Genomic DNA, 26,634 nt, shown 5'->3' on the forward strand with positions numbered 1-26,634 from the left:
TATCAAGACACAAATCAAACAGGTGTGCGGAAGAGGGTTGTGATGGATGCCGGCCAGGGTTTGTCCACTAGCGAGGTGCAGAGCATCCGGGAGGCGTTGGCGGCCGGGCGCAAACCGCGGGTGGTGTTCACCGCGGCGGCGGGGCAGATCGCCGGTCAGGTCGGTCAGGTGATCGAGTTGACCGACCCCGAGGTGTCCGACGAGTTCGTGGTGGTGCGCTTCGGGCGCGACGAGTTGCCGTTCTCCCCCGCCGACCTGGCCGTGGCGCCCAAGGGCGCCGGCCGTCGGGTGGTGGAGCCGAAGCCTGAGCCGGAGCCCGAGCCGCCCGCGGTGGCCGCGCCGGAGTTCGTGTTGGACACGCCGCGGGTGCCCGCGCAGCGACAGGAGGAACCGAAGGTGGAGCAGACGGAGAAGCCGCCGGCGCGGCGGGCGGTCAAGGCCGTCAAGCCGAAGGGCCCCGCGGGTCTCACCGTGACCCTGGCGTACGCCGACGGTGAGTGGACCGTCGCGGCGCAGCAGGGCAGCAAGGCCCTGGCCAAGCCGTACGTGGTGAAGCCGGCGGAGGCGTTGAAGATGGTGGCGCTGGTCGACGTGCCGGGGGTGCAGGAGGCGGTGGAGCAGATCCTCGGCACCGAGCGGGCCGAGGCGGAGCAGCAGGCCGAGAAGCTGCGCGCCGAGCTGGCCGAGATCGAGGCCCGGTTGGCGGAGCTGCGCGAGGCCCGCTGAAGCGGGCCGGCTGCGGTGGACGCGTGCGGCACTCGCGTCCACCGCGCGGGCTCCGTCGGCGGCGCGGCCGGTCAGAAGTAGTCGAGCAACTGCGCCGGGCCCCCGATGCCCAGCAGGTCGAGGGCGGCCGGGTCGACGCCGGCGGCACCGTGCAGCAGACCGGCCTGCGCGACCGACCGGGCCTGCGCCGCCCCGGCGTACAGCAACGCGAAACCGCGGACGTCCAGCCGCAGATCCGCCTCGCCGTCGACGCGGGTCAGCTCGGCGGCCCCGTCCGCGACAGCCAACCGCCAGGTGCCGGTGTTCCAGTCGGCGAGCGGGTCGGTGAGGTGGAAGTCGACGGTGCCCCGGGCGTGGGCGGGCCACCCCCGGGTGTGTACCGCCCGGGCCACGTCCACCGGCCGGTGCATCCACAGGTCCCGCTCGTGCTCGCGGGCCGACTCCAACGGCAGGTGGACGCTGACCGCGTCGCCGTCGAGCGGGCACAGCCGCAGGGTCGGCGCGACGCTGGCCCAACTGGCGAGCACACCGACGAGTTCCCGGGCGGCCTCGGCGGTGACGGCCAGCGCCTCGTCGACGGTGAGCACGGAATCGGCCCCGTAACCCCGGCCGCGCCGCCAGGTGGCGTAGCCGACCAGGTCGCCGTTGGCCTCGACGAGGGTGACCCCGTCGCCGGGCAGGCCACGGTCGGGGACGTCGTACAGCTCACCCTGGCGGGTCAGCATGCCGTTGCGGTGCCGGGTGACCCGCTCGTACAGGGCGGTGACAGCCGGCAGGTCGGCGGTCGTGCCGGCCCGGACGGTGAGGTGCGACGCGGGCCGGTGCCGGGGTAACGCGGCGGTGGCCAGGTCGACGGTGCGCAGCACCCCGGCGGCCTCCCACCCGCAGGCCCGGTACGGGGCGGCGACGGTCGGGTACAGGGCGCTGACCGCCGCACCGCGCTCACGGGCGCCGCGCAGCAGCGCGGTGAGCAGGGCGCGAGCCACGCCCCGGCCCCGGGCCTCGGGTGCGACCGCCACCCCCGCCACGTCGGCGGCCGGCACCGCCTGACCGGACCACCACTGGCCGTGGTGCAGGTCGACGGCCTTGCCGACGAGCCGGCCGGTGTCGTCGAACGCGCCGTAGCGGGTCAGGCCGGGCACCGGGGCGGTCGTGGACGCCGGTCGCTGCGCGTCGGAGCCGAACGCGAACCGACCCAGTTCCCAGGCGGCGTCAAGGTCGTCGGCGGTGAGTTCGCGGACGTGAACAGTGGCGTGCATCGCCAAACCGTAGCGAGGGCGTCCCCACCGACAGCCGCCCTCCCCCACCGATCGTCGCCCTCCAACGCCCTCCCCCGTCGATCAAGGAGTTGTGGTGGGCGACAAAAGGCACCTCATGGCCTGAACTGGGCACCACAACTCCATGATCGATGAGGGTGGACCGGGCTGGGGCGCTGGGAAGTTAGTGCTGGGGGATGTTGGCTACGCCGATGCGCTTGCGGAACACCCAGTACGTCCATCCCTGGTAGGCCAGCACCACCGGCGTGAAGATCACCGCCACCCAGGTCATGATCTTCAGGGTGTACGGGGTGGCGGCGGCGTTGGCGGCCGTCAGCGTGCCGGCCGTGTCCAGGGTGGAGGGCAGCAGGTTCGGAAACAGCGCCGCGAACAGGGTCGCCACCGCCAGGCCGATCGCCACGGCGGTGCCGGTGAACGCCCAGCCCTCCCGGCGTACCCGGGCGGCGGTCAGCGCACCGAGCAGCGCGAGGGCCGCGCCGACGGCGAGCACGACGGCGGCCGCGCTGGAGCGGATGCTCAGCGTCCAGGTCAGGAACCCGATCGCGAGCACGGCGGCACCGGCACCCAGGCGCGCCGCGAGTGCGCCCGCGCGTTCGCGGATGTCACCGGTGGTCTTCAGGGCCAGGAACACCGCGCCGTGGGTGAGGAACAGCGCGAGGGTGGTCGCGCCGCCCAGCAGGGCGTACGGGTTGAGCAGGTCCAGCAGGCCGCCGACGTACTCGTGGTCGGCGTTGAGCGGCACGCCGCGCAGGATGTTGGCGAAGGTGACGCCCCACAGGATCGCCGGCAGCAGCGAGCCGACGACGATCGCCGTGTCCCAGCGACGCTTCCAGGACGCCTCGGGGCGCTTGTGCCGGTACTCGAAGGCGACCCCCCGGGCGATCAGGGCCAGCAGGATCAGCAGCATCGGCAGGTAGAAGCCGGAGAAGAGGGTGGCGTACCACTCGGGGAACGCGGCGAACATGGCGCCGGCGGCGGTGATCAGCCACACCTCGTTGCCGTCCCAGACCGGGCCGATGGTGTTGATCAGGACGCGGCGTTCCCGGTCGTCGCGGCCGAGGACGGGCAGCAGCATGCCGACGCCGAAGTCGAAGCCCTCCAGGATGAAGTACCCGGTGAACAGCACGGCGACGAGGAGAAACCAGATGGTGGTCAGGTCCACGATGGGCTCCGGGGTCAGTAGGCGAAGGCGAGCGGGCGCTCGGCGTCGTCGGTGTCGTCGGTGGGGGGTTGTTCGCTGACGTCCGGCACGCCGGCCTTCGCGTAGCGCAGCAGCAGCCTGACCTCGATCACGGCGAGGGTGGCGTAGATCAGCGTGAAGGCGGTGAAGGAGGTGAGCACCTCGGTCAGGGAGACGCTGCGGGACACGCCGTTGCGGGTGAGCATCTCGCCGAACACGATCCACGGCTGACGGCCCATCTCGGTGAAGATCCAGCCGAAGGAGTTGGCCAGCAACGGCAGCACCGGCATGGCCAGGCCGGCGCGCAGCAGCCACCGGCTGCGCGGGGTGCGGCCCTTGCGCTGGCTCCAGAGCACCAGCAGGGCGATCGCGGCGGCCGCCATCCCGAAGGCGATCATGAAGCGGAAGCTCCAGTAGGTGACCGGGATGATCGGGGTGTAGCTGCCCGCGCCGTACTGGGTGGCGTACTGGGCCTGTAGGTCGTTGATGCCGTGCACGGTGCCGTTGGGGTCGCCGGTGCCCAGGTACGACAGCAGGTACGGGATCTTGAGGGCGAACACCTCGCGGCTACCGTCCAGGCTGCCGATGGTGAGGACGGAGAACGAGGCGGGGCTCTCGGTGGTGTAGAGGCCCTCGGCGGCGGCCATCTTCATCGGCTGCACGTCGGTCATGATCTTGCCCTGGATGTCGCCGGTGAACAGCACGGCGGCGGAGGCGACCAGGACCACCCAGGAGCCGAACTTCGTGGCGAAGCGGTACGCGCCGGTGTCGGCCGAGTCGCGGTTGCGGATCACGTGCCACAGGCCGACCGCGACGATCAGAGACCCGGCGACCAGGAACGAGCCGGCCAGGGTGTGCGGGAAGGTGATCAGGGCGACCTTGTTGGTCAGCACGGCCGGGAAGTCGGTCAGCTCGGCGCGCCCGCTGTCCGGGTTGATGCGGTAGCCGACCGGGTTCTGCATGAACGAGTTCGCGGCGAGGATGAAGTACGCGGACAGGTTGGTGCCGATCGCGGCGGCCCAGATGCTGGCCAGGTGGGCCCGCTTGGGCAGCCGGTCCCAGCCGAAGATCCACAGGCCGATGAAGGTGGATTCGAGGAAGAACGCGACCAGCGCCTCGATGGCCAGGGGTGCGCCGAAGATGTCGCCCACGAAGCGGGAGTAGTCGCTCCAGTTCATGCCGAACTGGAACTCCTGCACGATGCCGGTGACCACGCCCATGGCAAAGTTGATCAGGAAGAGCTTGCCGTAGAACTTGGTGAGCTTGAGGTAGCGCTCGTTGCCGGTGCGGTGCCACATCGTCTGCAGGATGGCCACCAGCACGGACAGGCCGATGGTCAGCGGAACGAAGAGGAAGTGGTAGACGGTGGTGACACCGAACTGCCAGCGGGCAACGTCCAACGCGTCCACCTGAGAACCCCCAGCCATTCGTACTACGAGACGTAGTAAATACTACTGCGTGTCGTAGAGAAGGCGGCAGGGTCGGGGGGCCCAAACTGGCCCGGGACCAATGACCCTGATCACCCCCGGGCAACCCGCCGACCCGCCCTCGCGGCCCCACGGGCGCGTGCGACGATGGCGCGCTGATGAACACCTCCACCTGGCAGCCGCCACTGATCTGGCGCGCCGCGCTCCTGCTGGCCCGGGGCCTGGTCGGCCTGCTCGCCCGCCTCGAGGTCACCGGCGACGTCCCGGCGCATCTGCGTCGTGGTCCACTGGTGCTGGCCGCCAACCACATCAGCCCGTTTGACCCGTTGGTCATGGCCGCCGCCTGCCAGACCCGCGGCATCGCCCCGCGGATCATGGCGACCGCCGGACTGTTCCGCGTCCCGCTGTTCGGTGCCGCCATGCGCCACGCCGGGCACATCCGGGTCGACCGGGGCACCAGCGCCGTGCACCGGGCCCTCGACGACGCCGCCAGCGCCGTCGCCCGCGGCTCGGTGATCCTCATCTACCCGGAGGGACGCATCGGCCTGGACCCCGGCATGTGGCCCGAACGCGGCAAGACCGGCGCTGCCCGACTCGCCCTGGCCTGCGGCGCCCCGGTCATCCCGGTCGCCCAGTGGGGCTCCCACGAGGTGCTGCCCTACCAGGCGCCCCGCGGCATGCTGCGGGGCATCGCCCGCTCACTGTGGCGCCGCCCGGTGATCCGGGTGCACTTCGGCACACCCGTCGACCTGGGCGAGACGACCGCCGCCACCCCCGGCGCGGCCCGCCGCGCCACCGACCGGATCATCGACGCGCTCACCGACACCCTCGCCCCGCTGCGCCCCGACGAACCGGACCTACCCCGGCACGTCGACCCCGGCCGCCCAATCGACCCCAGCCGCGCCCACCGGCGACGCCCGGCCTGAGATCAGAGGCCCCGCGCCCCGGATCACCCACCCGGCGGCCTGTGCTGTGGGTGGGCGGGTACCGACGGGACCCGCAACGCCGAGTTCACCTCGCAACCTTTGCTCTGCACCCGCCGACGCGCCACCTACCGACGGTGACTGTCGCCTCCGCGGGTGCAGAGCAAAGGGTGAAGGACTGTTGTCCGGGGGTGGGGGCCTCGGTGCCCGTCGAGGCGCGAAAGTCCGGCCGACGGGCACCGGGAGGGACCGCGACGGGCCAACTGCCCCACAGGCGGGGCTTCAGGTGACACCCGACCCCCGGCCCAGGTCGGCATGGGACTGTCCCCGGCCCGGGGGATGCGGGTGGCTCAGCGAGGGGATGAGGTCGCCTCGACAGGCGGTGATGCTGATTCGCGTCAGCCCAACCGCCTGTGCGAAGGAGTGCCATGTCCTGGTCTGGTTCCCGAGCGGCGGCGCGAGCCTCCGTGGGCACGGTGTGGTCCTCGCTGACGTGGGCCTGGTGGCGGCACTGGCCGAGCTGGGCTGGCTACGCGGCCGGAGTTCTCTCCCTGGTGTACGGCGCACTGGGCCTGTATTGGAGCGTCGGTGGCGACGGGTTCCCGTTCGCGCCCGTCGACCCGACACGCGCGTCCGGGTCGATCCTGGAAGGCAGTCGCCCTGACGTCGTCGCACCGGTCATCGCCGTGCTCGGGCTGCTCGGTGCGGTCGTCGCGTGGGTGATGACGCGTCACGTCCGGCCCGGTCACCTGTCGACCGCCCTCCTCGCCATCGTCCCAGCGTCGATCGTCGCCCTGACGATCATTCCCGCCGGCCTGATGTTGCTCTGGACCGAGCAGGCACGAGGCAGTTGGGCCGTATGGGTTCCGAGCCTGTTCTGGCCGGTGTGGGGAGTCGCGCTGGGAGCCGCCGCGATCGCCTATCACCGGCGCCGACGCGGAACCTGTCGGCACTGCGGCCAAGGCCACCCAGCGAAACGACCCGCCCTCGCGGAAGCCGCCGGACAACCGCCCGCTGTACGGGCCTGATCTTCGCCGGCAGGCCACCCACACTCCACCGACGGCAGGCATACTGCGTCGCGTGTTGACCCGATTCGGCTACCTCGACGCGCCCGCGCCGCTGGCCTTCGCCCACCGTGGCGGCGCGGCCGAGGGCGACGAGAACACCACCGAGGCGTTCGCCCGGGCCATCGGGCTGGGCTACCGGTACGTGGAGACCGACGTGCACGCCACCGCCGACGGCGTCGCGGTGATCTTCCACGACCCGACGCTGCGCCGGGTCACCGGTGAGGCGGGGCGCATCGCCGAGCTGAGCTGGGCCGACCTCTGCTCGGTACGCGTCGGCGGCGCTGCCGTCGTACCCCGGCTCGACGAGGTGCTGGACGCCTGGCCGCAGGTCCGCTTCAACATCGACGTGAAGGCCGACGGCGGCGTCGAGCCGACGGTCGCGACGGTGACCCGCGCCGGCGCCGGCGACCGGGTGTTGCTCGCCTCGTTCAGCGACGCCCGGTTGACCCGGCTGCGCGCGCTCACCGAGGGACGGGTCGCCACCAGCCTCGGCATGCGGGGGGTCACCCGGCTGCGGCTCGCCTCCCTGCACGGACGCCCGCTGCGACTGCCGCCGTCGGTGGTCGCCGCGCAGGTCCCGCCACACTACGGGCGGGTGCCGGTGGTGGACCGCCGGTTCCTCGACTACTGCCACCGCCTCGGGTTGCAGGTGCACGTCTGGACGATCGACGAACCCGCCCAGATGCACGACTTACTGGATCGTGGCGTGGATGGCATCATGACCGATCACGTCGGCGTGCTGCGCGACGTCTACCGCAGCCGCGGCCACTGGGCCGCCTGATCAGCCAAGGAACCCGATGGCCGAGACCGTGACCCCCACGGTGGACGACACCCCGCCCCCGGCGAGCACCCGCCGCGAGCGTCGCGGCTGGTACATCTACGACTGGGCCAACTCCGCGTTCCAGACCACCGTCATCACCGTGTTCCTCGGCCCGTTCCTCACCACCGTCGCCGAGCTGGCCGCCGGGTGCGAGTTGGGCGCGGACACCTGCGACGGGTACGTGCACCCGCTGGGCATCCGGGTGGCCGCCGGGTCCTTCTACCCGTACCTGATCTCGCTGTCGGTGTTGCTCACCGTGTTCGTGCTGCCGGTCATCGGGGCGATCGCCGACCGGACGGCGCACAAGAAGCGGCTGCTCGGCGGCGCCGCGTTCACCGGCTCCGGCGCGACCATCGCGATGGCCTTCGTCACCGGCGACCGCTACCTGCTCGGCGGCGTGCTGTTCCTGATCGCCAACATCGCCTTCGGCGCGGCGATCGTGGTCTACAACTCCTTCCTGCCGCAGCTCGGCGGCCCGGACGAACGCGACGGCATCTCCAGCCGCGGCTGGGCGCTGGGCTACCTGGGCGGCGGTCTGCTGCTGGCGCTCAACCTGGTCGCGGTCACCCTGTTCAGCGAGGACGACAACCCGCAGCGCACCCTGGACCTGGCCCGGTGGTCGATCGTCTCCGCCGGGGTGTGGTGGGCGGCGTTCACCCTGGTGCCGCTGCGCTGGCTGCGGGAACGCCCCAGCACGGCGGCGGCGCTGGCCCGGCAGGGCAACGTGCTCACCGACGGCTTCCGGCAGTTGGGTCGCACCCTGCGGGAGATCAAGGCGTACCCGTTGACGCTGTTCTTCCTGCTGGCGTTCCTGGTCTACAACGACGGCATCCAGACGGTCATCACCCTGGCCAGCCAGTACGGCACCGAAGAGCTGCGTCTGGAGCAGAGCACCCTGATCGTCACCATCCTGCTGGTGCAGTTCCTCGCCTTCGGGGGCGCGTTGAGCCTGGGCGCGCTGGCCAAGCGCATCGGCGCGTGGAAGACCGTGCTCCTGAGCCTGGTGCTCTGGACCGGTGTGATCATCGGCGCGTTCCGGCTGCCGGCCGAGGCGCCGGTGCCGTTCATGGTCCTCGGCGCGGCCATCGGCCTGGTCCTCGGCGGCAGCCAGGCGCTGAGCCGGTCGCTGTTCAGCCAGATGATCCCACCCGGCAAGGAGGGCGAGTACTACGGCTTCTACGAGATCAGCGACAAGGGCACCAGCTGGCTCGGCCCGCTCGCCTTCGGCCTGGTGTTCCAACTCACCGCCTCGTACCGGGTGGGCCTGGTCTCACTGCTGATCTTCTTCGTGGTCGGTTTCCTGCTCCTGGCTGCCGTGCCGATCCGCCGTGCCATCGTCGCCGCGGGCAACACGCCACCGCGGGTGCTCTGAGCACGTCACCCGCGCCCGACCGATCCGAGCCGGTCAATGGGCTAGGCTGCCCGACCGTGACCGACGACGCCGCCACCGCCCCGACCTGCCTGGCCCACCCGTTCCCCGGCCAGCCACACGCACCGGCCGGGTGTGCGGCCGCGCGCGGGCTCGACGGGCGTCCGGTGCACGCGGCGGCGTTGAAGTTCTTCTGGGGCCCGATGGACTGCGGCAAGTCGACGATGGCGTTGCAGATGAACTACAACCACGCCCGGCAGGGCCGTCGCGGGCTGGTCACCACCCGCATCGACCGGTCGTTGGGACCGCAGGTCACCACCCGCATCGGCCTGGCCCACGAGGCCATCGAGGTCACCGACGACCTGGACCTGCGGGCCCTGGTGCGCGGCCGGTGGGCCGACGGGGTACGCGTGGACTACCTGATCTGCGACGAGGCGTGCTTCTACACCGTCGAGCACGTGGAGCAGATGGCCGAGCTGGTCGACAGCTACGACGTGGACGTGTTCGCGTTCGGCCTGGCCACCGACTTCCAGTCGCGGATGTTCCCCGCCACGCAGCGACTGTTCGAGTTGGCCGACGAGGTGGCCCGCATCCAGGTCGAGGTGCTCTGCTGGTGCGGGCGCGAAGGGCTGCTCAACGCCCGGGTCGCCGACGGGCGGGTGGTCCGCGAAGGCGCCCAGGTGGTCATCGGCGACACCGTCGACACCGCTGAGGTGCGCTACCAGGTGCTCTGCCGCCGGCACTACCGCAGCGGCGACCTCGGCCCCCGCGCCTGAGCGGCCCGCCGCATGACCCGCGGCACCCACAACCGGTCGGTCACGGTGACGGCGATGACCACCGTCACCGCCAGCGCGGTGCACACCGCGACGGCCGCCCCCAGCCGCACACACACCGGCATCAGCGCCAGCAGCACCACCACCGCGACGATCCGACTGGTCGGCAGGGCTCGCCACAGCACCGCCTGGTAGGCGCCGTGCCCGGCGAGGAACAGCGCGGGGCCGCCCAGGACGAACAACGCGGCGGCCGCGCTGGCGGGGGCACCGGGTTCGCGCAGCAGACGCTCGTCGCCCGCCGCGGTGACGATGATCCCGGCGACCATCACCGGGTGCAGGTAGTTGAACGCCAGCCGCCCCAACGCGCCGGTGCGCTCACCGGCGCGCGCGATGATCTCCGCCGCCAGCGGGGCGGACCGGGCGAAGTACACCCACCACAGCGCCACCGAACCGGCGAACGCCAGCACGAACGCGCCGGACGTCCTCAGGTCCAGGTGCTGCGCGAGGGTGCTCCCGGTGACCAGGATCGACTCACCCAGGGTGATGAGGATGAACGCCTGGCACCGCTCGGCAAGGTGCCCGCCCTCCACCATCCACTGCTCGGCGGGACTACGGCCCAGACCGGGCACCGGGAACCCGGTCTGCAGGCCGATCACCTCGATCAGGATCGCCGCCGCCCACAGCGCCTCCTGCACGGCCCCGCCGGCCATGGCGCCGAGCACCACGAGCAGCGACGTGGCGACGAACCACGGGAACGTCTTTTGAAACCCGTCGACCAACCACGGCTGGCCCTGCACCGCCCACAGCGAGAAGATGGTGCGCCCCACCTGCACAGTCGCGTAGACCAGCGCGAAGACCAGGCCGGCGCCGGCGAACGCCTCGGGGATCGCCGCCGAGAGCAGCAGGCTGCCCAACATCAGCGCGATCAGCACCGCCCGTACCGGCGGTTGGTCGGGGCGCAGCCAGTTCGTCCCCCAGGTCGTGTAGATCCACACGTACCAGACCAGCATCAGCAGGAGCGCGGTGCGGGCGGCGCCGCGCCAGTCCGGGTGCGCGATCAGGTAGTGCGCCAACTGGGTGGTGGTGAAGATGAAGACCAGGTCGAAGAAGAGCTCCATCGACGTGGTCGGCTCCACCCCCCGACGCTCGCGCAGCAACCAGGGCCGCTTCGGTCGCACGGCCGGCGGCTCAGAAGGGATCACCGCAGACCCGCCAGTCGCCGCCCTCGCGGACCACGGGCAGGCGGCGTTCCTCGCTGAGCCCGCCGTCGCGGGTCACCTTCACGGTCACCGTTCCCTGCGGTCGCCCACTGCGGGTGGTGACCGACACGTCGGTGATCTCGTAGTCGGTGACCATCGGCGGCGTCCGTACCCAACTGGTGAAGCCAATCGCGCTCCACCGGCTGCGCGCATCCTCGCAGAGCCGCTCGTACGCCCTGTCGCTGTCGCCGAGGGTCACCTCGCTGAGGAAGTCGTCGGCGGTTTCCCGGATCGGGCCGGCGGCCTGACGGACGGTCTGCAGGTTCCAGGCGGCCAGCCCCGCCACGCCGACGCAGCACAGCGCCACACCGAACCCGGCGAAGGCCAGCCCGGTGCGCATCGGGCGGTGACGCCGGGCCGGTCGGCTCCACGGCTGGCCGGCACCCACGATTACCGACCGTAGAGAACGTGATTGCATTCAAGTGTGACAAGTCGGAAATCGGGGGCAGGTGGTGGGTGGGACTGCCCTGTTCGGACCGGCTACGGATCGTCTACCGTCGGCGCACACCCCCGAGCAGTGCCAGGAGTCGATCGATGAGCCGGTTCGTGCAGCCGATACCACCCCCCGTCGACCCGTACGCCGGCGACGGCCTGCTGCGGTCCTGGCTGGAGCGCCACCTGGGCCCGGACGGACACGCGGCCGCGAAGGGTCGCCTCGCCGACCTGGCCGCCGACGTCACCGGGCCGTTGCGCGCGGCGCACGCCGACGCGGAGGCCCACCCACCGACGCTGGTGCGCTACGACCCGTGGGGCGCGCGGATCGACCGCATCGACACCTCCGCCGGTTGGCAGGCGCAGCGCGCCGCCGCCGCCCGGCACGCCGTGGTCGCGCTGCCCTACCTGCCCGACGCGCGGGGCACCTGGGGTGCCGCCGCGCGGGTCGTGCAACACGCCCTGTTGCACCTGTACGGGCCGGAGTCGGCGACGTTCTCCTGCCCGGTGGCGATGGCCGACGGGGCGGCGGCGCTGCTCAGCACGCCCGACGTGGACGCCGGGGTCCGCGACGCGTGGCTGCCCCGGCTGATCTCCACGGACCCGGCCACGGCGATCACCAGCGGGCAGTGGATGACCGAGTCGCAGGGCGGCTCGGACCTGGGCCGCTCCAGCACGATCGGCCGACCCGCGGCGGATGGTTCCTGGCGGTTGACCGGAGAGAAGTGGTTCTGTTCGGCCGCCGACGCGGCGATGGCGGTGGCGCTGGCCCGGCCGGAGGGCGCCGGACGCGGCAGCCGGGTGCTCGCACCGTTCCTGGTCCCCCGCTACGCGGTCGACTCGCCGTTGACCGACAGCGCGACGCCGGGCGCGCCCGCACCGGGTGTCACCGTGCACCGGCTCAAGGACAAGCTCGGCACCCGGGCGCTGCCCACCGCCGAGATCGGCCTGCACGACGCGTACGCCCTCCCGCTGGGTGACCCGGCGGTGCCGGGCCTGGTCCGGGCGATGACCCTGGTGGTGGTGACCCGGGTGCACAACGCCGCCGCGGCGGCCGGTGGGATGCGACGCGGGCTCGACTACGCCCGGGCGTACGCCGAGGTGCGGCACGTCGCCGGCGGCCCGCTGGTGTCCTCGCCGCTGCACCGGGCCACCCTGGGCACCCTCGCGGTCGACGCGGCGGGCGCGTTCGCGCTCGCTGGGCACGCGTTCGCCCTGCTCGGACGGGTCGAGGTCGGCGTCGACCCGGCGGCCGCGGCGGAGCTGCGCATCGTGGCGCCGCTGGCGAAGCTGGCCACCGGCCGGCTCGCTGTCAGCTCCGCCAGCGAGTACGTGGAGAGCTTCGGCGGGGCCGGTTACGTGGAGGACACCGGTGTTCCCCGGCTGTTGCGCGACGCGCAGGTGCTGCCCATCTGGGAGGGCACGACCAACGTGCTGGCCCTGGATGTGCTGCGCGCGCTGACCCGGGAGGACGCGGGTGCGCCGGTGCTGGCCCGGCTCGCCGCCGCGGTCGACCTGGCCCGGCCGTTGTCGCCGGCGCTGGCCGACACCCTGGCCACCGCCGCCGCGCAGCTGACGGAAACCATCAGCGCGGTGACCGCCGATCCGGGTGCCGCCGCGGTGCAGGCCGGTGCCCGTGGTCTGGCGTTGCGCCTGGCGTACGCGCTGACCACCGCGTTGCTCGTCGAGCACGCCGCCTGGGGGGACGAGCAGGCGGAGTTGGCCGCCCGGTTGTGGGCGCGCCGTTGGCTGCGGCACGAGGAGATCGCCGAGGACGCCCACCACCACCTGGACCTGCTCTGCTGACCGGCTGGCCTGAACGAGCACGCCTGGTGGATCATGTACCTGCGCATCGGTGAGTAGCGACATGCCGAAGAGGACGAGACATGCCGGGAAGTCGAACCAGCATCGGCCCTGACACCTACCGGACCCACCTTGAGGACACGGTGGTGCGGTTGACGAATCAAGCCAGAGCCAAGGCTCGCCTGGCCCCGTTGAAGACCAATGAACTGCTTCGTCAGGCGGCGCGCAGCCACAGCCTCGACATGGCGCGGCGCGGCTACATCGCCCACAACGACCCCGATGGCGTCACGCCGTTCGATCGGATGTGGGCACACGGGTACGCCGAGCCCGCCGGAGAGAACATCGCCGCAGGCCAGCGCCGGCCGCACGAGGTGATTCACGCCTGGCTGAACAGCCCTGGGCATCGCGCGAACCTGCTGCATCCGGACTTCTGCGAGATTGGCGTTGGCGTGCACCTCGGCGACGGCCCGTTGTGGACGCAGAAATTCGGCTACGGGTGACGGCGGGCCGGCCCGGCGGCGAGTGTCGCGACGCCTCGTTGTCGGACCTCGGCGGCATACTGCCGGCGTGACAGTCTCTGCCGACCTTGCCATGGTCAACCTCGACAGTTCCGATCCCGCCGGCCACGCCGCGTTCTACCACGAGGCGCTCGGCTGGGAGGTCACCCACAGCCAACCCGAGTACGCGATGATCAGCTCCGGTGGCGTCTCCATCGGCTTCGGCCTGGTGGAGGGCTACCGACCGCCGTCCTGGCCGGACGAGACCGGCGACAAGCGCTACCACCTGGATCTCTACGTCGACGACCTGGCGGCGGCGGAGGAGAAGTTCGTCGCGGCGGGCGCGTCGAAGCCGGCCTTCCAGCCCGGCGGCGAGCGGTGGGTGGTGCTGCTCGACCCGGTCGGGCAGCCGTTCTGCATCTGCCCCCGCCCGCAGGGCTGACGCGGCCCTCGCGGTTCAGCCACGGCGGCGCCGACCGGGCTGTTCAGGCGCGGCGGCGCGACCGGGCCGCCCACACCGCGTAGGCCGGGTCCCGGTCGAGGTTGTGCCGGTCCCGGTCGTAGCGGCGGGTGGTGCGCGGGTCGGCGTGCCCCATGGCGTCCTGGACGTCCTCCAACGGCACGCCCTCCGAGCGGGCGGTGGTGGCGAAGGCGTGTCGCAGCGAGTGCGGGGACAGCTTCGCCCAGGCCGGGATGCCGGCGGCTCGGGCGAGCCGGCGGACCATCCGGAACACCGAGTGCCGGTCCAGCCGGGCGCCGCTGGCGGTGACCAGCAGCGGGCCGGTCAGGTGCGCCACCGGCACGCCGGTGGCGGCGGCCCGCTGGGCCAGGTAGGCGTCCAGGGCGTGCCCGGTGCCGGGGGTGAGGGCGCGGCGACGTTGTTTGCCGCCCTTGCCGACGAAGCGCACGCTGCGGTGGCCGCGTTCGGTGCCGAGGTCGGCCAGGTCCAGCGAGATCAGCTCCCCGACCCGCAGACCCAGATCCGCGAGGAGCGCGAGCGCGGCCCGGTTGCGCACGGCGGTCGCGCCGGTGTCCGCGTCGGCGGCGCTGAGCAGGGCGTCGACCTCCTCGGGGGTGAGCCCGACGGTGGCGGAGTGGTCCCGGTCGACGCGGGGGCGGTCGGCGCCGGAGACCGGGTTGGCCGGGACGGCGCCCAGCTTGACGAGGAAGTCGTACCAACTGGACAGCGCCGAGAGCCGGCGCGCGACGGTCGCCGGGGTCAGCGGGCGGCCGCTGCGGGCGCCGACGCTGCTCTCCAGGGCGCGGGCGTACTCGTTGACGTGCAGGAACGTGGCCCGGAGCGGGTCCAGGTCACGGCCGGCGCACCAGGTGAGCCAGCCGGTGACATCACGCCGGTACGCGTCGCGGGTGTGCTCGGACAGCCGTCGGTTGCGCAGCCACGCCTCGGTCACCTCGACCGGGCCGCTCGGCAGCGCCGGGAGCGCGGACGGGCGGGCGAGCACCGGAGCGTCGGAGAACACCATGTGAAAAAGGTTCTCAGCCTCGGGTGGGATCGGCGTGCAGGCGCGCCGGTCCCACCCGTCGCCGTGGCGGATCAGGCGTTGATCTGTCGGCGGCCGTTGCCGTTGGCGTTGATGGTCACCCGGCGGGGCTTGGCCCGCTCGGCGACCGGGATGCGCAGCGTCAGCACCCCGTTCTCGTAGCCCGCCTCCAGCTTGTCGGCGTCCAGCGTGTCGCCGAGGAACAGCTGCCGGGTGAAGGTGCCCATCGGACGCTCGGAAGCGACCAGCTCGACGCCGTCGCCGGCGGGCCGGCGGCGTTCCGCGCGGACGGTGAGCACGTTGCGCTCGACGGTGCAGTCGATGCTGTCCGGGTCGACGCCGGGCAGGTCGAACGCCGCGTAGAAGTGGTCCCCGTCGCGGTAGGCGTCCAGGGGCATCATCGCGGGACGGGCCGCCGTACCGAAGAACTGCTCGGCGAGCCGGTCGATCTCGCGGAACGGGTCGGTACGCATCAACATGGTCGTTGCCTCCTCGGTTCTCCTGGCCGAAGGTAATGAGTTGAGTCGGGGTGACTCAACTTCCTCTTCTTATTTAGCGTGTCCGCGCGCAGACGTCAACTGCTCGGGAGAGCCGCTTCTCAAACCAGTGATCGGCGTAGGTGCGGTGCGCGTACGCGGGGATCTCCACGTAGCCGTGCCGGGCGTACAGGGCGCGGGCCTCGACCAGGTCGTGCCGGGTGTCGAGCCGGATCCGGTCCACCCCGGCCGCGCGGGCCCGCTCCTCGACGGCGGCCAGCAGCGCGGCGCCCCCGCCGGCGCCCCGATGCGTCGCACGGACGTACACCCGGGTCAGCTCGGCCCAGCCCGGCTGCCAGCGCAGCCCGGCACAGCCGGCCAGGTCGGCGCCGTGGTGGGCGAGCAGGAGCAGCCCGCCCGGGGCGGTCAGGTCGTCGCTGGGCATCTCGGCCAGGGCCGCGTCGACCTCGCCGGGCAGGGCCGGGCGATTGTGGTAACGAACCACCATCTCGGTCATGTACTCGCGCAGCAACAGCGCGGCGTCGGGGTGGTCGGGCCGGACAGCGGTGGTCAGCCAGGTGGGCCGGGCGGTAGCGGTCACCTGTTGATCATCACCGTCCGGTCAACGGTATTACTCCGCCGACGCGGCCAGTTGGCCAGGTCCGCAGCAGTTGCCGGTCGTGGCCGGCGAGACGACGACCACGACCGGCACTCGGCGACACCTTGTCGCTCTGAGCGGTTATCGGCGAGGGCGAGGCAGCAGGGCGATCAGCGCGACCGCCACGGCCACGTGCGTCGCTCCGAGGGCGAGCTTCGCGCCGCCGGTGGCCTCCACGCTGAACACGGGCACGAAGGACAGCGCCGTCACGACGACGGCCAGCGAGATCCAGACCGGTCGGGCGACCCGGGGGGCGAAGCGTTCCAGCAGCGCCAGCGTCGCCCAGCCGAGCAGGGCGGACCCCAGAGCGATCATGACGATCGCGCCGGCCCCGATGAGCGTGGCGGGCTGGCCCGGGCTCTCGACGGTGTAGTCGACACCGGCCAGCGCGCCGACCGCCCAGATAGCCAGGGGGGCCACGACGGCGGCGGCGATGCCGAGGGCGCGGCGGCGCAGTGGTGAGGGGGTGGGGGTTGTGACGGTGGCAGCGCTCATGACGGACTCCTCGTTCAGGGGAATCGAACGAGTACGACCGTAGCAGATAGTCTTGTTCGGAACTATCTTTCTTCGAACTAACAGCCGGAGCGGGCCCCCGGCGCGTACGGGGAGGTGTTGGCCAGCGGGCCGCCCACCAGTGCCAGAAGAGACCGCAGGAACGCCTCCCGATCCTGCTCGGGCAGGACCGCGAGAAGGTCGTCCTGGATGCGTCGCACCACCTGCTGCGCCCGCTCCAGAACCTGCTCCCCCGCCGGCGTCACCGCGACCAACCGGGCCCGCCGATCCGTCGGCGCCGGACGGCGCTCGGCGAGACCGGCCCGTTCCAACTGGTCGAGCGTCACGACCATGGTGGTCTTGTCCACCCCGCACCGCTCGCCGATCTCCCGCTGGGTCAGCTCGCCGGTGCGGGCCTGCGCCAGCACGTAGTGCGCCCGCGGCGAGATGCCCAACTCGGCCAGCCCCGCGGCGTGTTCGGTCTGCAGGGCGTGACTCGCCCAGGAGAGCAGGAACAGCAGATCCGGGGGGCCGTCGGAGGGTGTGCAGGAGGTCATGCGCCGAGGCTAGCAAGATCCTCCGCGACGAGACGGTTCGCGCGGCGGACGATCAGAGCCGCTGGTAGATGCCGTGCTCGCGGGTGAGCAACCGCTCGTCGATCAGGTACCGGCGCAGTGTCGCGTGATCCGAGCCGCCCGTGGCGCACCACGGCTTGAGCGCGTCGTCGACGGCCCGCTCCGGATAGCGGGTGCCCGATTCGAACGACCGCTCGGCGATGTGTGCCAGCAGGACCCGCCGTCGGCTCCGCTGCGCCGGCAGACCCACCAGGACGTCGCCGCGTAGGAAGGTCCGCAGCACCGGGTCGGCGGCGGGCTCGGCGTCGTCGGGCGGTCGGTTGTCGCGTACTGCGGCCCGCAATGACGCCTCGTCGGCCGCGAGCGCGCCGTCCGCGCCGGTGACCAGGCCCGCGTCGGTGAGCCGCCGGACCCCGGTGAGCACCACCCGCGCCGGCAGGCCGGCCCGCTCGGCGACCTCGGTCGCGCTGGTCGCACCCAGCACGATCGCCGCGAAGATCCGTCGCCGTCCGTCGTCGGCCAGGGCACCGGCCAGCGTATGCGCAGTCACGCCGGTCACCCTCGCATCAGCGGTACGCGCGCCGCCAGGTGTTTTTCCCGCCCGGCTCAGTCGGTCTGCGGCTGCTCGGCGACGAGCAGCACCCGGCGCAGCAGGTCGGAGAGGTGTCGCCGCTCGGTCGCGGTGAGCGCGCCGAGCAGGCGGTGCTCCTCCGCGCCCTGGACCTCCAACGCCGCGCGCCACGCGGCCTGACCCGCCTCGGTGAGCTCCACATCCACCCGACGGCGGTCCACCGTGGACGGAGCTCGGCGGACGAAGCCCCGTCGCAGCAGGGTGTCCACTCGCGCGGTGATCGAGGCCGGGGCCATCGCGAGATCCGTGGCGAGATCCGAGGGGGCCGCCCGGCCGCCGCGGCCGGCCAGAGCGTGCAGGGTGTCGTACTCGTGCGCCGGCAGGTCGAAATCGACCAGGACCCGCTCCTTGACCGCCCGCAGATGGCGGGTCAGTCGGATCATCCTGGTCACCGCCCCCTCGACGTCCGCGTCGAGGTCGGGCACCACGGGCAGCCAGCGCTCGATGTGCTGGTCGACGGCGTCGGGGGTGATGGTCACCGCACCAGCTTACCTCAACACCGAAATATTCATTGCCGAAATATTTGATGTCGAACTATGCTCGCGGTCATGGCTCACCCACTGCGCAACCCCTCCTTCCGGCTTCTCTTCCTGGGGCGCAGCGTCTCTGCCATCGGCGATGCGGTGGTGCCCGCCGCGCTGGCGTTGGCCGTGCTGCGCGCCACCGGCTCCACCGGCGCGCTGGCCGTCGTCCTCGCCGCGGCGGTCGTCCCCCGTCTGCTCCTGCTGCCGTTCGGAGGGGTGGTGGCCGACCGGTTCGACGCCCGCCGGGTCGCCCTCCTGGCCGACCTGGTCCGCTGCGCCACCCAGGTCACGGTCGGCGTCGAGCTGCTCGGCGGCGACCCGTCGCTGAGCACCGTGGTGGTGGCCTCCGCGCTCGGCGGCGTCGCCTCGGCGTTCGCCATTCCGACCGCGTCTCCGCTGGTCGCCGGCACCGTCGAACCGGCCGACCGGCAGCGGGCCAACGCCCTGATGGGGATCACCGCCAACACCAGCCGCCTCGCCGGGCCGGCGCTGGCCGGCGCGCTGATCTGGGCCGCCGGGCCCGGCTGGGCATTCATCCTCGACGGCGCGTCGTTCGCGCTCAGCGCCGCGCTGCTCGCGCTGGTGCGGGTCCGCCACGTGCCGGTGCCCCGCCGTTCCGTCCTCGCCGACCTGCGGCACGGCTTCGGCGAGGTACGCGCCCGCGACTGGTTCTGGACCAGCCTGCTCGGGCACGGCGTGTGGAACGGCGCCGCCGCCGTGCTGATGATTCTCGGCCCGGCCGTGGCCATCGACCGTCTCGGCGGCGAGGCGACCTGGGTGCTGCTGTTGCAGGCCGGCGCGATCGGCATGCTCACCGGGTCGCTGCTGGCCGGGCGGGTCCGGCTGCACCGGCCGGTGCTGCTGGCCAACCTCGGCCTGGCCTGCTACGCCGCGCCGCTGTTCCTGCTCGCCGTCGCCGCGCCCGCCCCCGCGGTGATCGCCGCCTACGCGGTGGCGCTGACCGCCCTCGGTTACCTCAACCCGGTGTGGGAGACCGTCGTGCAGCACCACTTCCCGCCGGACGTGCTGGCCCGGGTCACCTCGTACGACTGGCTGGTGTCGCTGGGCGCCATGCCGCTGGGCTACGCGCTGGCACCGTTGGCCGCCGACGCGTTCGGCGCACCCGTCCCGCTGGCCGTCGCCGGCCTGCTGGTCCTCGCCTCCTGCGCGGGCACCGCGCTCGTCCCCGGCGTACGCCGCCTCACCTGGCCGGCGACCGGGCAACCGCAACCGGCCGAACCCGCCGGCGTGCGCTAGCGAGGTCAGCCGGCGTGACGGGCCTGCGCGACGAAGCGCCGCCACGATTCGGGGCGGAACGCCAGCGTCGCGCCGTCGCGATCCTTCGTGTCCCGAACGAGCACCACACCCGGCAGGTTGTCGGCCACCTCGACACAGTTGCCGCCGTTGCCGCCGCTCCTCGTGCTCTTCCGCCACCGCGCGCCGGTCATGTCCATGCTGCTGCCGCTTCCCTGAGGAGTGCCAGGGAACGCCCGCGCGGCAGTGCCTCGCCGCGAATCCGCTCCCACCGTCGCTCCAGATTAACAAGGTCCGATGGTTGGTCCAGGATCTGCGCCTGGGCCGCGCTGTCGACGTGGGCGACCCGGGAACCGTCCGGCATGTCCGCGATGGTGAACGGCCCGTCGAGCCCGGGATAGCTGGGCGCGTCCGCCGGGACGATGTGCAACTGCACGGTGCCAGCCTCGGCGTGCCCGAGCAGGCACGCGAGTTGCGCGGCCATCAGGGCGCGGTCGTCGCCGACCCGCCGTCGCAGCACCCCCTCGTCGAGCACGGCCACCAGCAGAGGCCCGCCCTCTCCCGGGGCGAGGATCGCCTGCCGGGCGAGGCGCGCCTCGGTGAACTCGTCGACCGCCTCCGCCGCCAGCATCCCGCCGGCCAGGGTCGCCCGCGCGTACGCCTCGGTCTGCAACAGCCCGGGCACCCACGCCAACTCGAACGACCGCAGCGTCACCGCCTCACGTTCCAGGTCGACCCACGGCCGGAACCACACCGGCTCACGACGACGGCCGGCGTCCGGCCACAGTGTGTCGATCTCCTTGGCCAACAGCCCCGCGACGGTTGCCCGGTGCCTGCTCTGTGGAATGTGCCCCGGGTTCGCCCACCGGGCGACGGTCTTCGGGTGCACGCCGATCCGATCGGCGAGGCTTTCCGCGGTGTGACCCGCGGCGGCGAGCGCTGCGACAAAGGCGTGGTTCATGCCGTCCCCTCCTGGTGCAAAGCGGCTGCGATGAAGACATAACGTAACGCTGTGTGCTTGTCCAGCGACTACCGGCAAAGTGCGTTGTAGACGGCGCGACCGGCAGGACCCCGAACCCGGCGGACGCGTTCGTAGCGGGGCCGCTTCCGGTGGGCGAGCACTCCCGGAAGCGGCCCCTTCCCAGACGCCGAGCAGAGGAAAGACCGGTGCCGGAGAGGAAAGAGTTCAGGGCCGGGGACGTCGTCCTCCTGACCGTCGCCGCGAGCGTGCAGTTCCGCGAACCGATCGTCGTCCGCGTCATCCGCGAGATACCCGACCGGCACACGTACGACGGTTGGCTCTGGCTCGACGCGTACCAACTGGACCCGAAGGGCGAGGCGGTGGCCCGGCGTGAACTGTTCGTACTGCGCGCGGGCGTACGGCGGCAAGCGCCCAGCGAGGCGCTGCGGCCCGCCCCCGCGCGGCGTCGGACCGCTGCGCGGACCCTCTGATGCCCGAGCGCCGGAAGCACCTGCCGTCGCGGCCGTCGTGGCGCTGCCCGACCTGCGGCATCCTGTGGCCGTGCTCGGCCGCGAAGCTGCGCCTGCTCGCCGAGTACCGCGAGGACCGACCGGGTTTGCTGGCGCACCTGACGGCGGTCCAGGAGGAGGCGACGGCCGATCTGACCACGCTCCACCCGGGCGTCGCGCTGCCCGACCTGACCCCGCGTTTCGTCGGCTGGGCCGAGGCCCGTTAGGCCAGTCGTGCGTGCCGGTGCATGTCGTGCCAGCCGTCGGCGTGGCGCACCGACCCTCGGGCCACGCCCTCCTCGGTGAACCCGGCCCGCCCGGCCACCCGGCAGGACGCCGCGTTGCCGGTCGAGTGCTCCAGCGCCAGCCGGTGGAAGCCACCCCGGGTGAAGGCCCAGCGGGTCATGGCGAGCAGCGCCTCGGTGGCGAGGCCCCGACCGCGCGCGGCGGGCACCAGCCAGTACGACACCTGCGCCGACGCCTCGGTCAGCAGCACGTCGCGCAACCCCACCTGACCGACCGGCCGGTCGTCGGCGTCGACGAGCGCCCAACTGGCGGCGCTCTCGTCGCGCCAACGGCCGGCCCACTGCGCTGTCCACGACCGTGCCTCGTCGTCGCTGTCGAGACGACGCACGTGCCATCGCTGGATCACCGGACAGCCGAAGGCAGCCCGCACGGCCGGGGCGTCGTCGTCACGCCACGGCCGCAGCGCCAGTCCGGGGCGTACCGGAAGGTGGGGTTGCTCCTGGGCGGCGAGGCTGCCGGCGGGCAGCGCGGGTACGACGAGCAGCGGCATCCATCCATTATCGAGCCGGCGGCGCACGCACCGGCCGGGCCGCCCACGAGCGCGGCGACCACGTCGAGGGGGGTGGCTCGGCTGAAGGGACGACCCGGTCAGGGGTTGATCAGTTTCCACTCGCCTTCGGAGATGACGTCGACCTTGCCATCGACCACTGTGATGGCGGTGTTGTCGTCGATGGCGTAGGTCGGGACCGGGATTCCGGACGCCCACTTCTGGATGTTGGACAGCTCGGTGTCCTCCATCTCCGGATGGTTGAGGTGGGGGTACAGCGTGAAGTCCACCAGCCCCAACGCCCGGTCGGCGTCCTTGGCCATGTCGCTGCCGTCAGGGACGAACGCGAGGTCGAACTCGGCGTCGCAGTTGTACGGGGTGACCGCGATGCTCCCGGCACTGACCCCCACATACACCGTGTCAGTCAGCGACGGCAGCAGGTCGGCCAGGCCCGACCGGCGCAGCCAGTAGGTCAGGTACAGCACGTCGCCGCCCCAGACGAGGAGGGCGTCGGCCTCCCGGACCGCCGGGACCCAGTTCTCCTCGCGAATGGTCGGCAGCGCGGTGAGCTCCAACATTCCCAGGGATTTCCAACCCAGCTGGCCCAGCGGGATCGAAGGATTGCCGTGAACCGCCGTCCACGCCCGCTCACCCCCACGGGGGAAGGGGTAGACGCCGGTGGGAATGAACAGGGCCGTGGACTCGGCTATCGGCTTGCCAAGCAGCTCGACGAGCGCGTCGGAGATGCTCGGGTTGCAGATGCCGGACGAGGTGAGAAGGAACTTCACGGGATCCGCTCTCCTGAAGCCACCGCAGAACGGCGATCGTGGTGTCAGTGAGGACCAGCGTGCCGGCTCGCCAAACCGAGCGACATCGCTGGATCATCCACCGGCGGCCGTCCAGCGTCAACGGCCTCCGCACTCCGCGCAGATCTTGGGAAACCGCGAACGGCGGCATCAGCCGCTCACTCTCCGGTCGGACCTCCGGCGAGTTCGGCGACCACGTCGAGGTGGCCGAGGTGGCGGGCGTATTCCTGCACCAGGTGGAACAGCACCCGCTCCAGCGACGCCGGGTCCGCGCCGTCCCACCGCGGGCCCGGCGCACCGATCTCGGCCAGGTCGTGTGCCGTCACCACGGCCGTGGTGTGCGCGCCCTGCTCGCGCAGCGCCGCCACCAGGTCCGCGCGGGTCTCGTCCGGGGCGACGTACCAGCGGTCGGCTCGGCGGTCACCCCACGGCTCGGCGACGTCCCGGCCCTGGAAGCCCCACTCGATCCAGCGCCGCTCGACGTGACGCAGGTGCTTCAGCAGCTCCAGTGGGGTCCACCCGGACGGCAGCCGGCTGCGCCGCAGCTCCGGCTCGGCCAGCGCCGACACCCTGGCCACCATCGACTCACGGAAGTAGTCCAGGTAGCGCAGGAAGACCTCAGCGCGGCTGCCGGCCGGGTTGGTCGGCTCGGGAAACGACGTCATGACCCGGTCGGCAGGTCACGCCCGCGCTGGCGCACACCGGCCGCGCCGTACGGGTAGTCGCCCACCAACGGGGCGCTCGCCTCGTCCAGCAGCCGCATCTGCTCGGCGTCGAGAACCAGGGCGGCGGCGGTCAGGTTGTCGTCGAGCTGCTCGGTGGTCCGCGCACCGAGGATCACCGAGGTGACCGCCGGTCGGGCCGCCAGCCAGGCCAGCGACACCGCCGACATGGACACACCCTGGTCCCCGGCGACCTGGCGGACCGCGTCGAGCACCCGCCAGGTGCGCTCCTCGGCGTTGCGACCCGCGTACGCCTCGACGCCGCGCTGCGGGTTCTCGCCCAAGCGCGTCGCGCCGGTGGGCGTGCTGTCGCGCTGGTACTTGCCGGTCAGCCAACCGCCACCCAGCGGTGACCACGGCAGGATCCCGATGCCCTCGTTCTCGCAGACCGGCACCAACTCGAACTCGATCTCCCGGGCCAGCAGGTTGTACTGCGGTTGCAGGGTCACGATCGGGGTGAGGTTGAGGTGCTGGGTGAGCAGGGCGGCCTTCTGCAACTGCCACCCGGTGAAGTTGCTGACCCCCGCGTAGCGGATCTTGCCGGCGCTGACCGCGTCGTCGAAGAACCGCAGGGTCTCCGGCAGTGGGGTCAGCGGATCCCAGGCGTGCGCCTGGTACAGGTCGACGGCCTCGACGCCGAGGCGCCGCAGGCTGGCGTCCAGGGCCCGGGTGAGATGCACCCGGGACAGCCCGGCGTCGTTCGCCCCCGCTCCCATCGGGAACCGGCCCTTGGTGGCGATCACCAGGCGGTCCCGCACGTCGGGTCGGCTGCGCAGCCACCGCCCGATGATGTCCTCGGAGACGCCGGTGGAGTAGACGTCAGCGGTGTCGATGAAGGTGCCGCCGGCCTCGACGAAGCGGTCCAGTTGGGCGAAGCTGCCGGCCTCGTCGGTCTCCGCGCCGAAGGTCATCGTGCCCAGACACAGGGTCGACACCACGGTGCCGGTGCTGCCCAGAGTGCGATAGCGCATATCGTCCTTTCGGTCCAAGTGACAAAGCCGATCTTCGCACTGGGCTGGGCCACCTGCACATGGAGGCCACCAGGCACCCGCACGGGCACCCGCACGGCGACCTCGGGGGTCATCATGAGCGGGTGAGCGAGCCCGCGATCGACATCGACCGACCTCACCAGCCGGCACAGTCGCCACCGCCGGCGCAGCCACCGGAGCCCGGCGAGCGCACGCGCGGCCCATGGCTGATGGCCGCCGCCACGACCGTCACGCTGCTGCTGCTCGCCGGCCGCTACGGCTATCACCGCGACGAGCTGTACTTCCTGCTCGCCGGCCGACACCTCGCCTGGGGCTACGTCGATCAGGGCCCCCTGGTCCCGGCGCTGGCTCGACTGCTCGACACGATCGCCCCGGGCAACCTGGTGGTGCTGCGTACCCCGTCGGCGGTGCTGGCCGGCGGCGCGGTGCTGCTGGTCGCCGCGATCGCCCGTGAGCTGGGCGGCGGCCGGGGTGCGCAGCTCGTCGCGGCGGTGCTCGCCGCGATCTCCGGCATCGTGCTCGCCAACGGTCACCTGCTCAGCACCACCACCATCGACCTGCTGGTCTGGTTGGTGGCGGCGTGGTGCGCGGTGCGGCTGCTGCGCACCAGTGACAGCCGCTGGGCACTCGGCGTCGGGCTGGCGCTCGGGGTGGGCATGCTCAGCAAGCTGCTGCCCGCGCTGCTGGCCGTGGGTCTGGTCGCCGGTGTGCTCATTGCCGGGCCGCGTCGGCTGCTCCGCGACCGGTGGGTGCTCGCCGCCGCCGGGATCACCGTGCTGCTGGCCGCACCGAACCTGATCTGGCAGGCGGCCAACGGCTTTCCGCAGCTCGGCGTGGCGGCCTCCATCGCCGACGGGGACAGCTCCTACAGTGGCCGGCTCAACGCGCTCACCCTCCAGTTCGTCATCATCAGCCCATACGCCGTACCGATCTGGGTCGCCGGCCTGGTCGCGTTGCTGCGCCGACCGGCGTGGCGGGCCTACCGGGCGGTGGGGTGGGCCTGGCTGGTGGTGGTCGGCATCGTGCTGCTCGCCGGCGGCAAGGGTTACTACGACGCGCCGCTGTTGCTGGTCCTGACCGCCGCCGGCGCGATCCTCACCGCCGCCTGGGCGTCGCGCGGGTCGGTGCGGGTGCGGCGTGGGCTGCTGGTGCTCGGCGCGGTGCCGTTCCTGCTGCCCAGCATCGTGTTGCTGCTGCCGGTGCTGCCGGCCGACCGGTTGCCCGGTTTCGTGGTCGACGTCAACTACGACGCCGGTGAGACGATCGGGTGGCCGGCGTTCGCCGATTCGCTCGCTGCCGTCCATGGTGGACTGCCCGCGGAGGAACGCTCCCGGGCGGTCGTCCTGACCAGCAACTACGGCGAGGCTGGCGCGGTGGCCCGGTACGGGCCGGCCCGTGGTCTGCCCCGCGCGTACTCCGGGCACAACAGCATGGTCGACTTCGGTCGGCCGCCCGCCGACGCGGACGTGATCATCGCCGTCGGCTGGGAACGCCCCGACCAACTGAACACCTGGTTCGAGCAGTGCACGCTCGCCGGGCGGGTGGACCAGCGGGTCGAGGTGGAGAACGACGAGAACGGCGGCCCGATCCACGTGTGCCGGGGGCTGCGGGCTCCGTGGGCGCAGATCTGGGACACCGAGGTACGCCGCACCGGCTGAGCGTGTGCCGCTGGGTCGGTCAGGTTCAGCCGGTTCCGGTGCTCAGCCACGCCTGGATGCCGAGCAGGGCCTCGGGGCCGGAGGTGGCGTCGACGTCGCGGGCGAGGTCGGCGATCGTGACGGCGGCGAGCGCCTGACGCCACGCGTCCTCGGCCGCCCACATCGCCCGGGAGACCGGACACGGCGTGGTGCAGGCGTCGGCCGGGGTCGCGAAGGGGCCGCGCTGGCGGATCTCCGTGCACACGAAGGCCGGGCCGGGGCCGTCGACGGCGCGGACCACGTCGAGCAGGGTGATGCTCTCCGGTGCGCGGGTCAGCACGTAGCCACCGGACTTGCCCTGCACGGAGTGGATCAGGCCGGCGCGGGCCAGCGACTGGAGCTGCTTGGCGAGGTAGCTGCTGGAGACGTCGTGCAGCTCCGCCAGCTTGGCCGCCGGAACGGGCCGGTTGCTGACCGTGAGGACCACGCAGCAGTGCAGCGCCCACTCGACCCCGCCGGACATCTTCATGACGTCACCCTAGCCACCCCGTT

Annotated in this window: 32 protein-coding genes; 13 read left to right on the plus strand and 19 right to left on the minus strand. The window is 72.2% G+C overall.

What is annotated here, in order from left to right:
• The first annotated feature begins 42 nt into the window (after positions 1 to 42).
• Positions 43 to 726, plus strand: coding sequence for a hypothetical protein (locus EV382_RS08765; RefSeq protein WP_130401078.1), 684 nt, complete (start codon positions 43 to 45; stop codon positions 724 to 726).
• 71 nt (positions 727 to 797) lie between these two features.
• On the opposite strand, the gene EV382_RS08770 is transcribed toward EV382_RS08765, so the two are convergent.
• From EV382_RS08770 to EV382_RS08780, 3 genes are all read right to left on the minus strand, one after another.
• Positions 798 to 1,985, minus strand: coding sequence for a GNAT family N-acetyltransferase (locus tag EV382_RS08770; RefSeq protein WP_130401079.1), 1,188 nt, complete (start codon positions 1,983 to 1,985; stop codon positions 798 to 800).
• Positions 1,986 to 2,166: 181 nt separating this feature from the next.
• Positions 2,167 to 3,165 (minus strand): cytochrome d ubiquinol oxidase subunit II, encoded by a 999-nt coding sequence (cydB, locus tag EV382_RS08775; protein WP_130401080.1) that lies wholly within the window; start codon positions 3,163 to 3,165, stop codon positions 2,167 to 2,169.
• 14 nt (positions 3,166 to 3,179) lie between these two features.
• Complete coding sequence (locus EV382_RS08780) at positions 3,180 to 4,592, minus strand: cytochrome ubiquinol oxidase subunit I (protein WP_130408603.1); 1,413 nt, start codon at positions 4,590 to 4,592, stop codon at positions 3,180 to 3,182.
• 176 nt (positions 4,593 to 4,768) lie between these two features.
• Between EV382_RS08780 and EV382_RS08785 the strand changes: the two genes are divergently transcribed.
• The 5 genes from EV382_RS08785 (at position 4,769) to EV382_RS08805 (ending at position 9,565) form a co-directional block, all read left to right on the plus strand.
• A complete protein-coding gene (locus EV382_RS08785; RefSeq protein ID WP_130401081.1) occupies positions 4,769 to 5,536 on the plus strand; it encodes a lysophospholipid acyltransferase family protein in 768 nt (255 codons plus the stop codon).
• Between the two features lie 551 nt (positions 5,537 to 6,087).
• Positions 6,088 to 6,561: a hypothetical protein gene (locus EV382_RS08790; RefSeq protein ID WP_208758345.1), complete on the plus strand. Its 474-nt coding sequence runs from the start codon at positions 6,088 to 6,090 to the stop codon at positions 6,559 to 6,561.
• A 52-nt stretch (positions 6,562 to 6,613) separates the two neighbouring features.
• The gene (locus EV382_RS08795) at positions 6,614 to 7,381 is read left to right on the plus strand and encodes a glycerophosphodiester phosphodiesterase family protein (protein ID WP_130401082.1); all 768 of its coding nucleotides are present in this window, start codon (positions 6,614 to 6,616) and stop codon (positions 7,379 to 7,381) included.
• A 16-nt stretch (positions 7,382 to 7,397) separates the two neighbouring features.
• The gene (locus EV382_RS08800) at positions 7,398 to 8,792 is read left to right on the plus strand and encodes an MFS transporter (RefSeq protein WP_130401083.1); all 1,395 of its coding nucleotides are present in this window, start codon (positions 7,398 to 7,400) and stop codon (positions 8,790 to 8,792) included.
• Between the two features lie 56 nt (positions 8,793 to 8,848).
• Complete coding sequence (locus EV382_RS08805; protein ID WP_130401084.1) at positions 8,849 to 9,565, plus strand: thymidine kinase; 717 nt, start codon at positions 8,849 to 8,851, stop codon at positions 9,563 to 9,565.
• On the opposite strand, the gene EV382_RS08810 is transcribed toward EV382_RS08805, so the two are convergent.
• Both EV382_RS08810 and EV382_RS08815 read right to left on the minus strand, forming a co-directional pair.
• The gene (locus EV382_RS08810) at positions 9,532 to 10,740 is read right to left on the minus strand and encodes a low temperature requirement protein A (protein WP_130401085.1); all 1,209 of its coding nucleotides are present in this window, start codon (positions 10,738 to 10,740) and stop codon (positions 9,532 to 9,534) included. The genes EV382_RS08805 and EV382_RS08810 overlap by 34 nt on opposite strands.
• 10 nt (positions 10,741 to 10,750) lie before the next feature.
• Entirely contained in the window at positions 10,751 to 11,209 is a 459-nt protein-coding gene (locus EV382_RS08815) for an Rv0361 family membrane protein (RefSeq protein WP_130401086.1), read from the minus strand.
• A 146-nt stretch (positions 11,210 to 11,355) separates the two neighbouring features.
• On the opposite strand from EV382_RS08815, the gene EV382_RS08820 reads away from it, so the two are divergent.
• The 3 genes from EV382_RS08820 to EV382_RS08830 all read left to right on the plus strand — a co-directional run bounded on the left by EV382_RS08820 (position 11,356) and on the right by EV382_RS08830 (position 13,995).
• Positions 11,356 to 13,059 carry an acyl-CoA dehydrogenase family protein gene (locus EV382_RS08820; RefSeq protein WP_130401087.1) on the plus strand — a complete coding sequence of 568 codons (1,704 nt, stop codon included), beginning with the start codon at positions 11,356 to 11,358 and terminating at the stop codon, positions 13,057 to 13,059.
• A gap of 80 nt (positions 13,060 to 13,139) precedes the next feature.
• Positions 13,140 to 13,556, plus strand: coding sequence for a CAP domain-containing protein (locus EV382_RS08825; protein WP_130401088.1), 417 nt, complete (start codon positions 13,140 to 13,142; stop codon positions 13,554 to 13,556).
• Positions 13,557 to 13,623: 67 nt separating this feature from the next.
• Positions 13,624 to 13,995, plus strand: a complete 372-nt coding sequence (locus EV382_RS08830) for a VOC family protein (protein WP_130401089.1) — start codon at positions 13,624 to 13,626, stop codon at positions 13,993 to 13,995.
• Positions 13,996 to 14,038: 43 nt separating this feature from the next.
• Here the strand turns inward: EV382_RS08830 and EV382_RS08835 are convergent, their stop codons facing one another.
• The 7 genes from EV382_RS08835 to EV382_RS08865 all read right to left on the minus strand — a co-directional run bounded on the left by EV382_RS08835 (position 14,039) and on the right by EV382_RS08865 (position 18,366).
• On the minus strand, positions 14,039 to 15,037 hold the full coding sequence (locus EV382_RS08835) for a tyrosine-type recombinase/integrase (RefSeq protein WP_130401090.1): 999 nt from the start codon (positions 15,035 to 15,037) through the stop codon (positions 14,039 to 14,041).
• A gap of 71 nt (positions 15,038 to 15,108) precedes the next feature.
• Positions 15,109 to 15,534, minus strand: coding sequence for an Hsp20/alpha crystallin family protein (locus EV382_RS08840; RefSeq protein ID WP_130401091.1), 426 nt, complete (start codon positions 15,532 to 15,534; stop codon positions 15,109 to 15,111).
• 73 nt (positions 15,535 to 15,607) lie between these two features.
• Positions 15,608 to 16,132: a GNAT family N-acetyltransferase gene (locus EV382_RS08845; protein WP_244236597.1), complete on the minus strand. Its 525-nt coding sequence runs from the start codon at positions 16,130 to 16,132 to the stop codon at positions 15,608 to 15,610.
• A 138-nt stretch (positions 16,133 to 16,270) separates the two neighbouring features.
• Entirely contained in the window at positions 16,271 to 16,684 is a 414-nt protein-coding gene (locus EV382_RS08850; protein ID WP_130401092.1) for a DUF6069 family protein, read from the minus strand.
• 77 nt (positions 16,685 to 16,761) lie between these two features.
• The gene (locus tag EV382_RS08855; protein ID WP_130401093.1) at positions 16,762 to 17,238 is read right to left on the minus strand and encodes a MarR family winged helix-turn-helix transcriptional regulator; all 477 of its coding nucleotides are present in this window, start codon (positions 17,236 to 17,238) and stop codon (positions 16,762 to 16,764) included.
• Positions 17,239 to 17,290: 52 nt separating this feature from the next.
• Positions 17,291 to 17,806, minus strand: a complete 516-nt coding sequence (locus EV382_RS08860; protein ID WP_130401094.1) for a DUF2087 domain-containing protein — start codon at positions 17,804 to 17,806, stop codon at positions 17,291 to 17,293.
• 56 nt (positions 17,807 to 17,862) lie between these two features.
• Positions 17,863 to 18,366, minus strand: coding sequence for a MarR family winged helix-turn-helix transcriptional regulator (locus tag EV382_RS08865; protein WP_208758346.1), 504 nt, complete (start codon positions 18,364 to 18,366; stop codon positions 17,863 to 17,865).
• 69 nt (positions 18,367 to 18,435) lie between these two features.
• On the opposite strand from EV382_RS08865, the gene EV382_RS08870 reads away from it, so the two are divergent.
• Positions 18,436 to 19,668, plus strand: a complete 1,233-nt coding sequence (locus tag EV382_RS08870; RefSeq protein ID WP_130401095.1) for an MFS transporter — start codon at positions 18,436 to 18,438, stop codon at positions 19,666 to 19,668.
• Positions 19,669 to 19,673: 5 nt separating this feature from the next.
• On the opposite strand, the gene EV382_RS08875 is transcribed toward EV382_RS08870, so the two are convergent.
• Positions 19,674 to 19,865, minus strand: a complete 192-nt coding sequence (locus EV382_RS08875) for a DUF397 domain-containing protein (RefSeq protein WP_130401096.1) — start codon at positions 19,863 to 19,865, stop codon at positions 19,674 to 19,676.
• Positions 19,856 to 20,626: a DUF5753 domain-containing protein gene (locus tag EV382_RS08880; protein WP_130401097.1), complete on the minus strand. Its 771-nt coding sequence runs from the start codon at positions 20,624 to 20,626 to the stop codon at positions 19,856 to 19,858. The genes EV382_RS08875 and EV382_RS08880 overlap by 10 nt, the downstream gene beginning before the upstream one ends.
• Before the next feature lie 206 nt (positions 20,627 to 20,832).
• On the opposite strand from EV382_RS08880, the gene EV382_RS08885 reads away from it, so the two are divergent.
• The gene (locus tag EV382_RS08885; protein WP_130401098.1) at positions 20,833 to 21,117 is read left to right on the plus strand and encodes a hypothetical protein; all 285 of its coding nucleotides are present in this window, start codon (positions 20,833 to 20,835) and stop codon (positions 21,115 to 21,117) included.
• Positions 21,117 to 21,362: a flavin reductase gene (locus tag EV382_RS08890; protein WP_130401099.1), complete on the plus strand. Its 246-nt coding sequence runs from the start codon at positions 21,117 to 21,119 to the stop codon at positions 21,360 to 21,362. Before EV382_RS08885 ends, EV382_RS08890 begins: the two co-directional genes overlap by 1 nt.
• Here EV382_RS08890 and EV382_RS08895 read toward each other — a convergent pair.
• From EV382_RS08895 to EV382_RS08910, 4 genes are all read right to left on the minus strand, one after another.
• On the minus strand, positions 21,359 to 21,931 hold the full coding sequence (locus EV382_RS08895) for a GNAT family N-acetyltransferase (RefSeq protein ID WP_130401100.1): 573 nt from the start codon (positions 21,929 to 21,931) through the stop codon (positions 21,359 to 21,361). The two genes, EV382_RS08890 and EV382_RS08895, sit on opposite strands and share 4 nt — an antisense overlap.
• 98 nt (positions 21,932 to 22,029) lie before the next feature.
• On the minus strand, positions 22,030 to 22,716 hold the full coding sequence (locus tag EV382_RS08900; RefSeq protein WP_130401101.1) for a Type 1 glutamine amidotransferase-like domain-containing protein: 687 nt from the start codon (positions 22,714 to 22,716) through the stop codon (positions 22,030 to 22,032).
• Between the two features lie 176 nt (positions 22,717 to 22,892).
• The gene (locus EV382_RS08905; RefSeq protein WP_130401102.1) at positions 22,893 to 23,399 is read right to left on the minus strand and encodes a DinB family protein; all 507 of its coding nucleotides are present in this window, start codon (positions 23,397 to 23,399) and stop codon (positions 22,893 to 22,895) included.
• Entirely contained in the window at positions 23,396 to 24,427 is a 1,032-nt protein-coding gene (locus EV382_RS08910) for an aldo/keto reductase (protein ID WP_130401103.1), read from the minus strand. The genes EV382_RS08905 and EV382_RS08910 overlap by 4 nt, the downstream gene beginning before the upstream one ends.
• A 122-nt stretch (positions 24,428 to 24,549) precedes the next feature.
• Between EV382_RS08910 and EV382_RS08915 the strand changes: the two genes are divergently transcribed.
• Positions 24,550 to 26,103 (plus strand): ArnT family glycosyltransferase, encoded by a 1,554-nt coding sequence (locus tag EV382_RS08915; protein ID WP_130401104.1) that lies wholly within the window; start codon positions 24,550 to 24,552, stop codon positions 26,101 to 26,103.
• Between the two features lie 25 nt (positions 26,104 to 26,128).
• Here EV382_RS08915 and EV382_RS08920 read toward each other — a convergent pair whose 3' ends face one another.
• Positions 26,129 to 26,611, minus strand: a complete 483-nt coding sequence (locus tag EV382_RS08920; protein WP_208758347.1) for an RrF2 family transcriptional regulator — start codon at positions 26,609 to 26,611, stop codon at positions 26,129 to 26,131.
• Between the last annotated feature and the right edge of the window lie 23 nt (positions 26,612 to 26,634).

The sequence above is a fragment of the Micromonospora violae genome, assembly GCF_004217135.1.
Lineage (GTDB): Bacteria > Actinomycetota > Actinomycetes > Mycobacteriales > Micromonosporaceae > Micromonospora > Micromonospora violae.

Coding starts and splice junctions, on each gene's coding strand:
- EV382_RS08920 (WP_208758347.1), bottom strand. CDS start 26,611: ATGAAGATGTCCGGCGGGGTCGAGTGGGCGCTGCACTGCTGCGTGGTC.
- EV382_RS08770 (WP_130401079.1), bottom strand. CDS start 1,985: ATGCACGCCACTGTTCACGTCCGCGAACTCACCGCCGACGACCTTGAC.
- EV382_RS08820 (WP_130401087.1), top strand. CDS start 11,356: ATGAGCCGGTTCGTGCAGCCGATACCACCCCCCGTCGACCCGTACGCC.
- EV382_RS08800 (WP_130401083.1), top strand. CDS start 7,398: ATGGCCGAGACCGTGACCCCCACGGTGGACGACACCCCGCCCCCGGCG.
- EV382_RS08840 (WP_130401091.1), bottom strand. CDS start 15,534: ATGTTGATGCGTACCGACCCGTTCCGCGAGATCGACCGGCTCGCCGAG.
- EV382_RS08870 (WP_130401095.1), top strand. CDS start 18,436: ATGGCTCACCCACTGCGCAACCCCTCCTTCCGGCTTCTCTTCCTGGGG.
- EV382_RS08890 (WP_130401099.1), top strand. CDS start 21,117: ATGCCCGAGCGCCGGAAGCACCTGCCGTCGCGGCCGTCGTGGCGCTGC.
- EV382_RS08855 (WP_130401093.1), bottom strand. CDS start 17,238: ATGACCTCCTGCACACCCTCCGACGGCCCCCCGGATCTGCTGTTCCTG.
- EV382_RS08825 (WP_130401088.1), top strand. CDS start 13,140: ATGCCGGGAAGTCGAACCAGCATCGGCCCTGACACCTACCGGACCCAC.
- EV382_RS08905 (WP_130401102.1), bottom strand. CDS start 23,399: ATGACGTCGTTTCCCGAGCCGACCAACCCGGCCGGCAGCCGCGCTGAG.
- EV382_RS08850 (WP_130401092.1), bottom strand. CDS start 16,684: ATGAGCGCTGCCACCGTCACAACCCCCACCCCCTCACCACTGCGCCGC.
- EV382_RS08835 (WP_130401090.1), bottom strand. CDS start 15,037: ATGGTGTTCTCCGACGCTCCGGTGCTCGCCCGCCCGTCCGCGCTCCCG.
- EV382_RS08875 (WP_130401096.1), bottom strand. CDS start 19,865: ATGGACATGACCGGCGCGCGGTGGCGGAAGAGCACGAGGAGCGGCGGC.
- EV382_RS08765 (WP_130401078.1), top strand. CDS start 43: ATGGATGCCGGCCAGGGTTTGTCCACTAGCGAGGTGCAGAGCATCCGG.
- EV382_RS08910 (WP_130401103.1), bottom strand. CDS start 24,427: ATGCGCTATCGCACTCTGGGCAGCACCGGCACCGTGGTGTCGACCCTG.
- EV382_RS08880 (WP_130401097.1), bottom strand. CDS start 20,626: ATGAACCACGCCTTTGTCGCAGCGCTCGCCGCCGCGGGTCACACCGCG.
- EV382_RS08895 (WP_130401100.1), bottom strand. CDS start 21,931: ATGCCGCTGCTCGTCGTACCCGCGCTGCCCGCCGGCAGCCTCGCCGCC.
- EV382_RS08785 (WP_130401081.1), top strand. CDS start 4,769: ATGAACACCTCCACCTGGCAGCCGCCACTGATCTGGCGCGCCGCGCTC.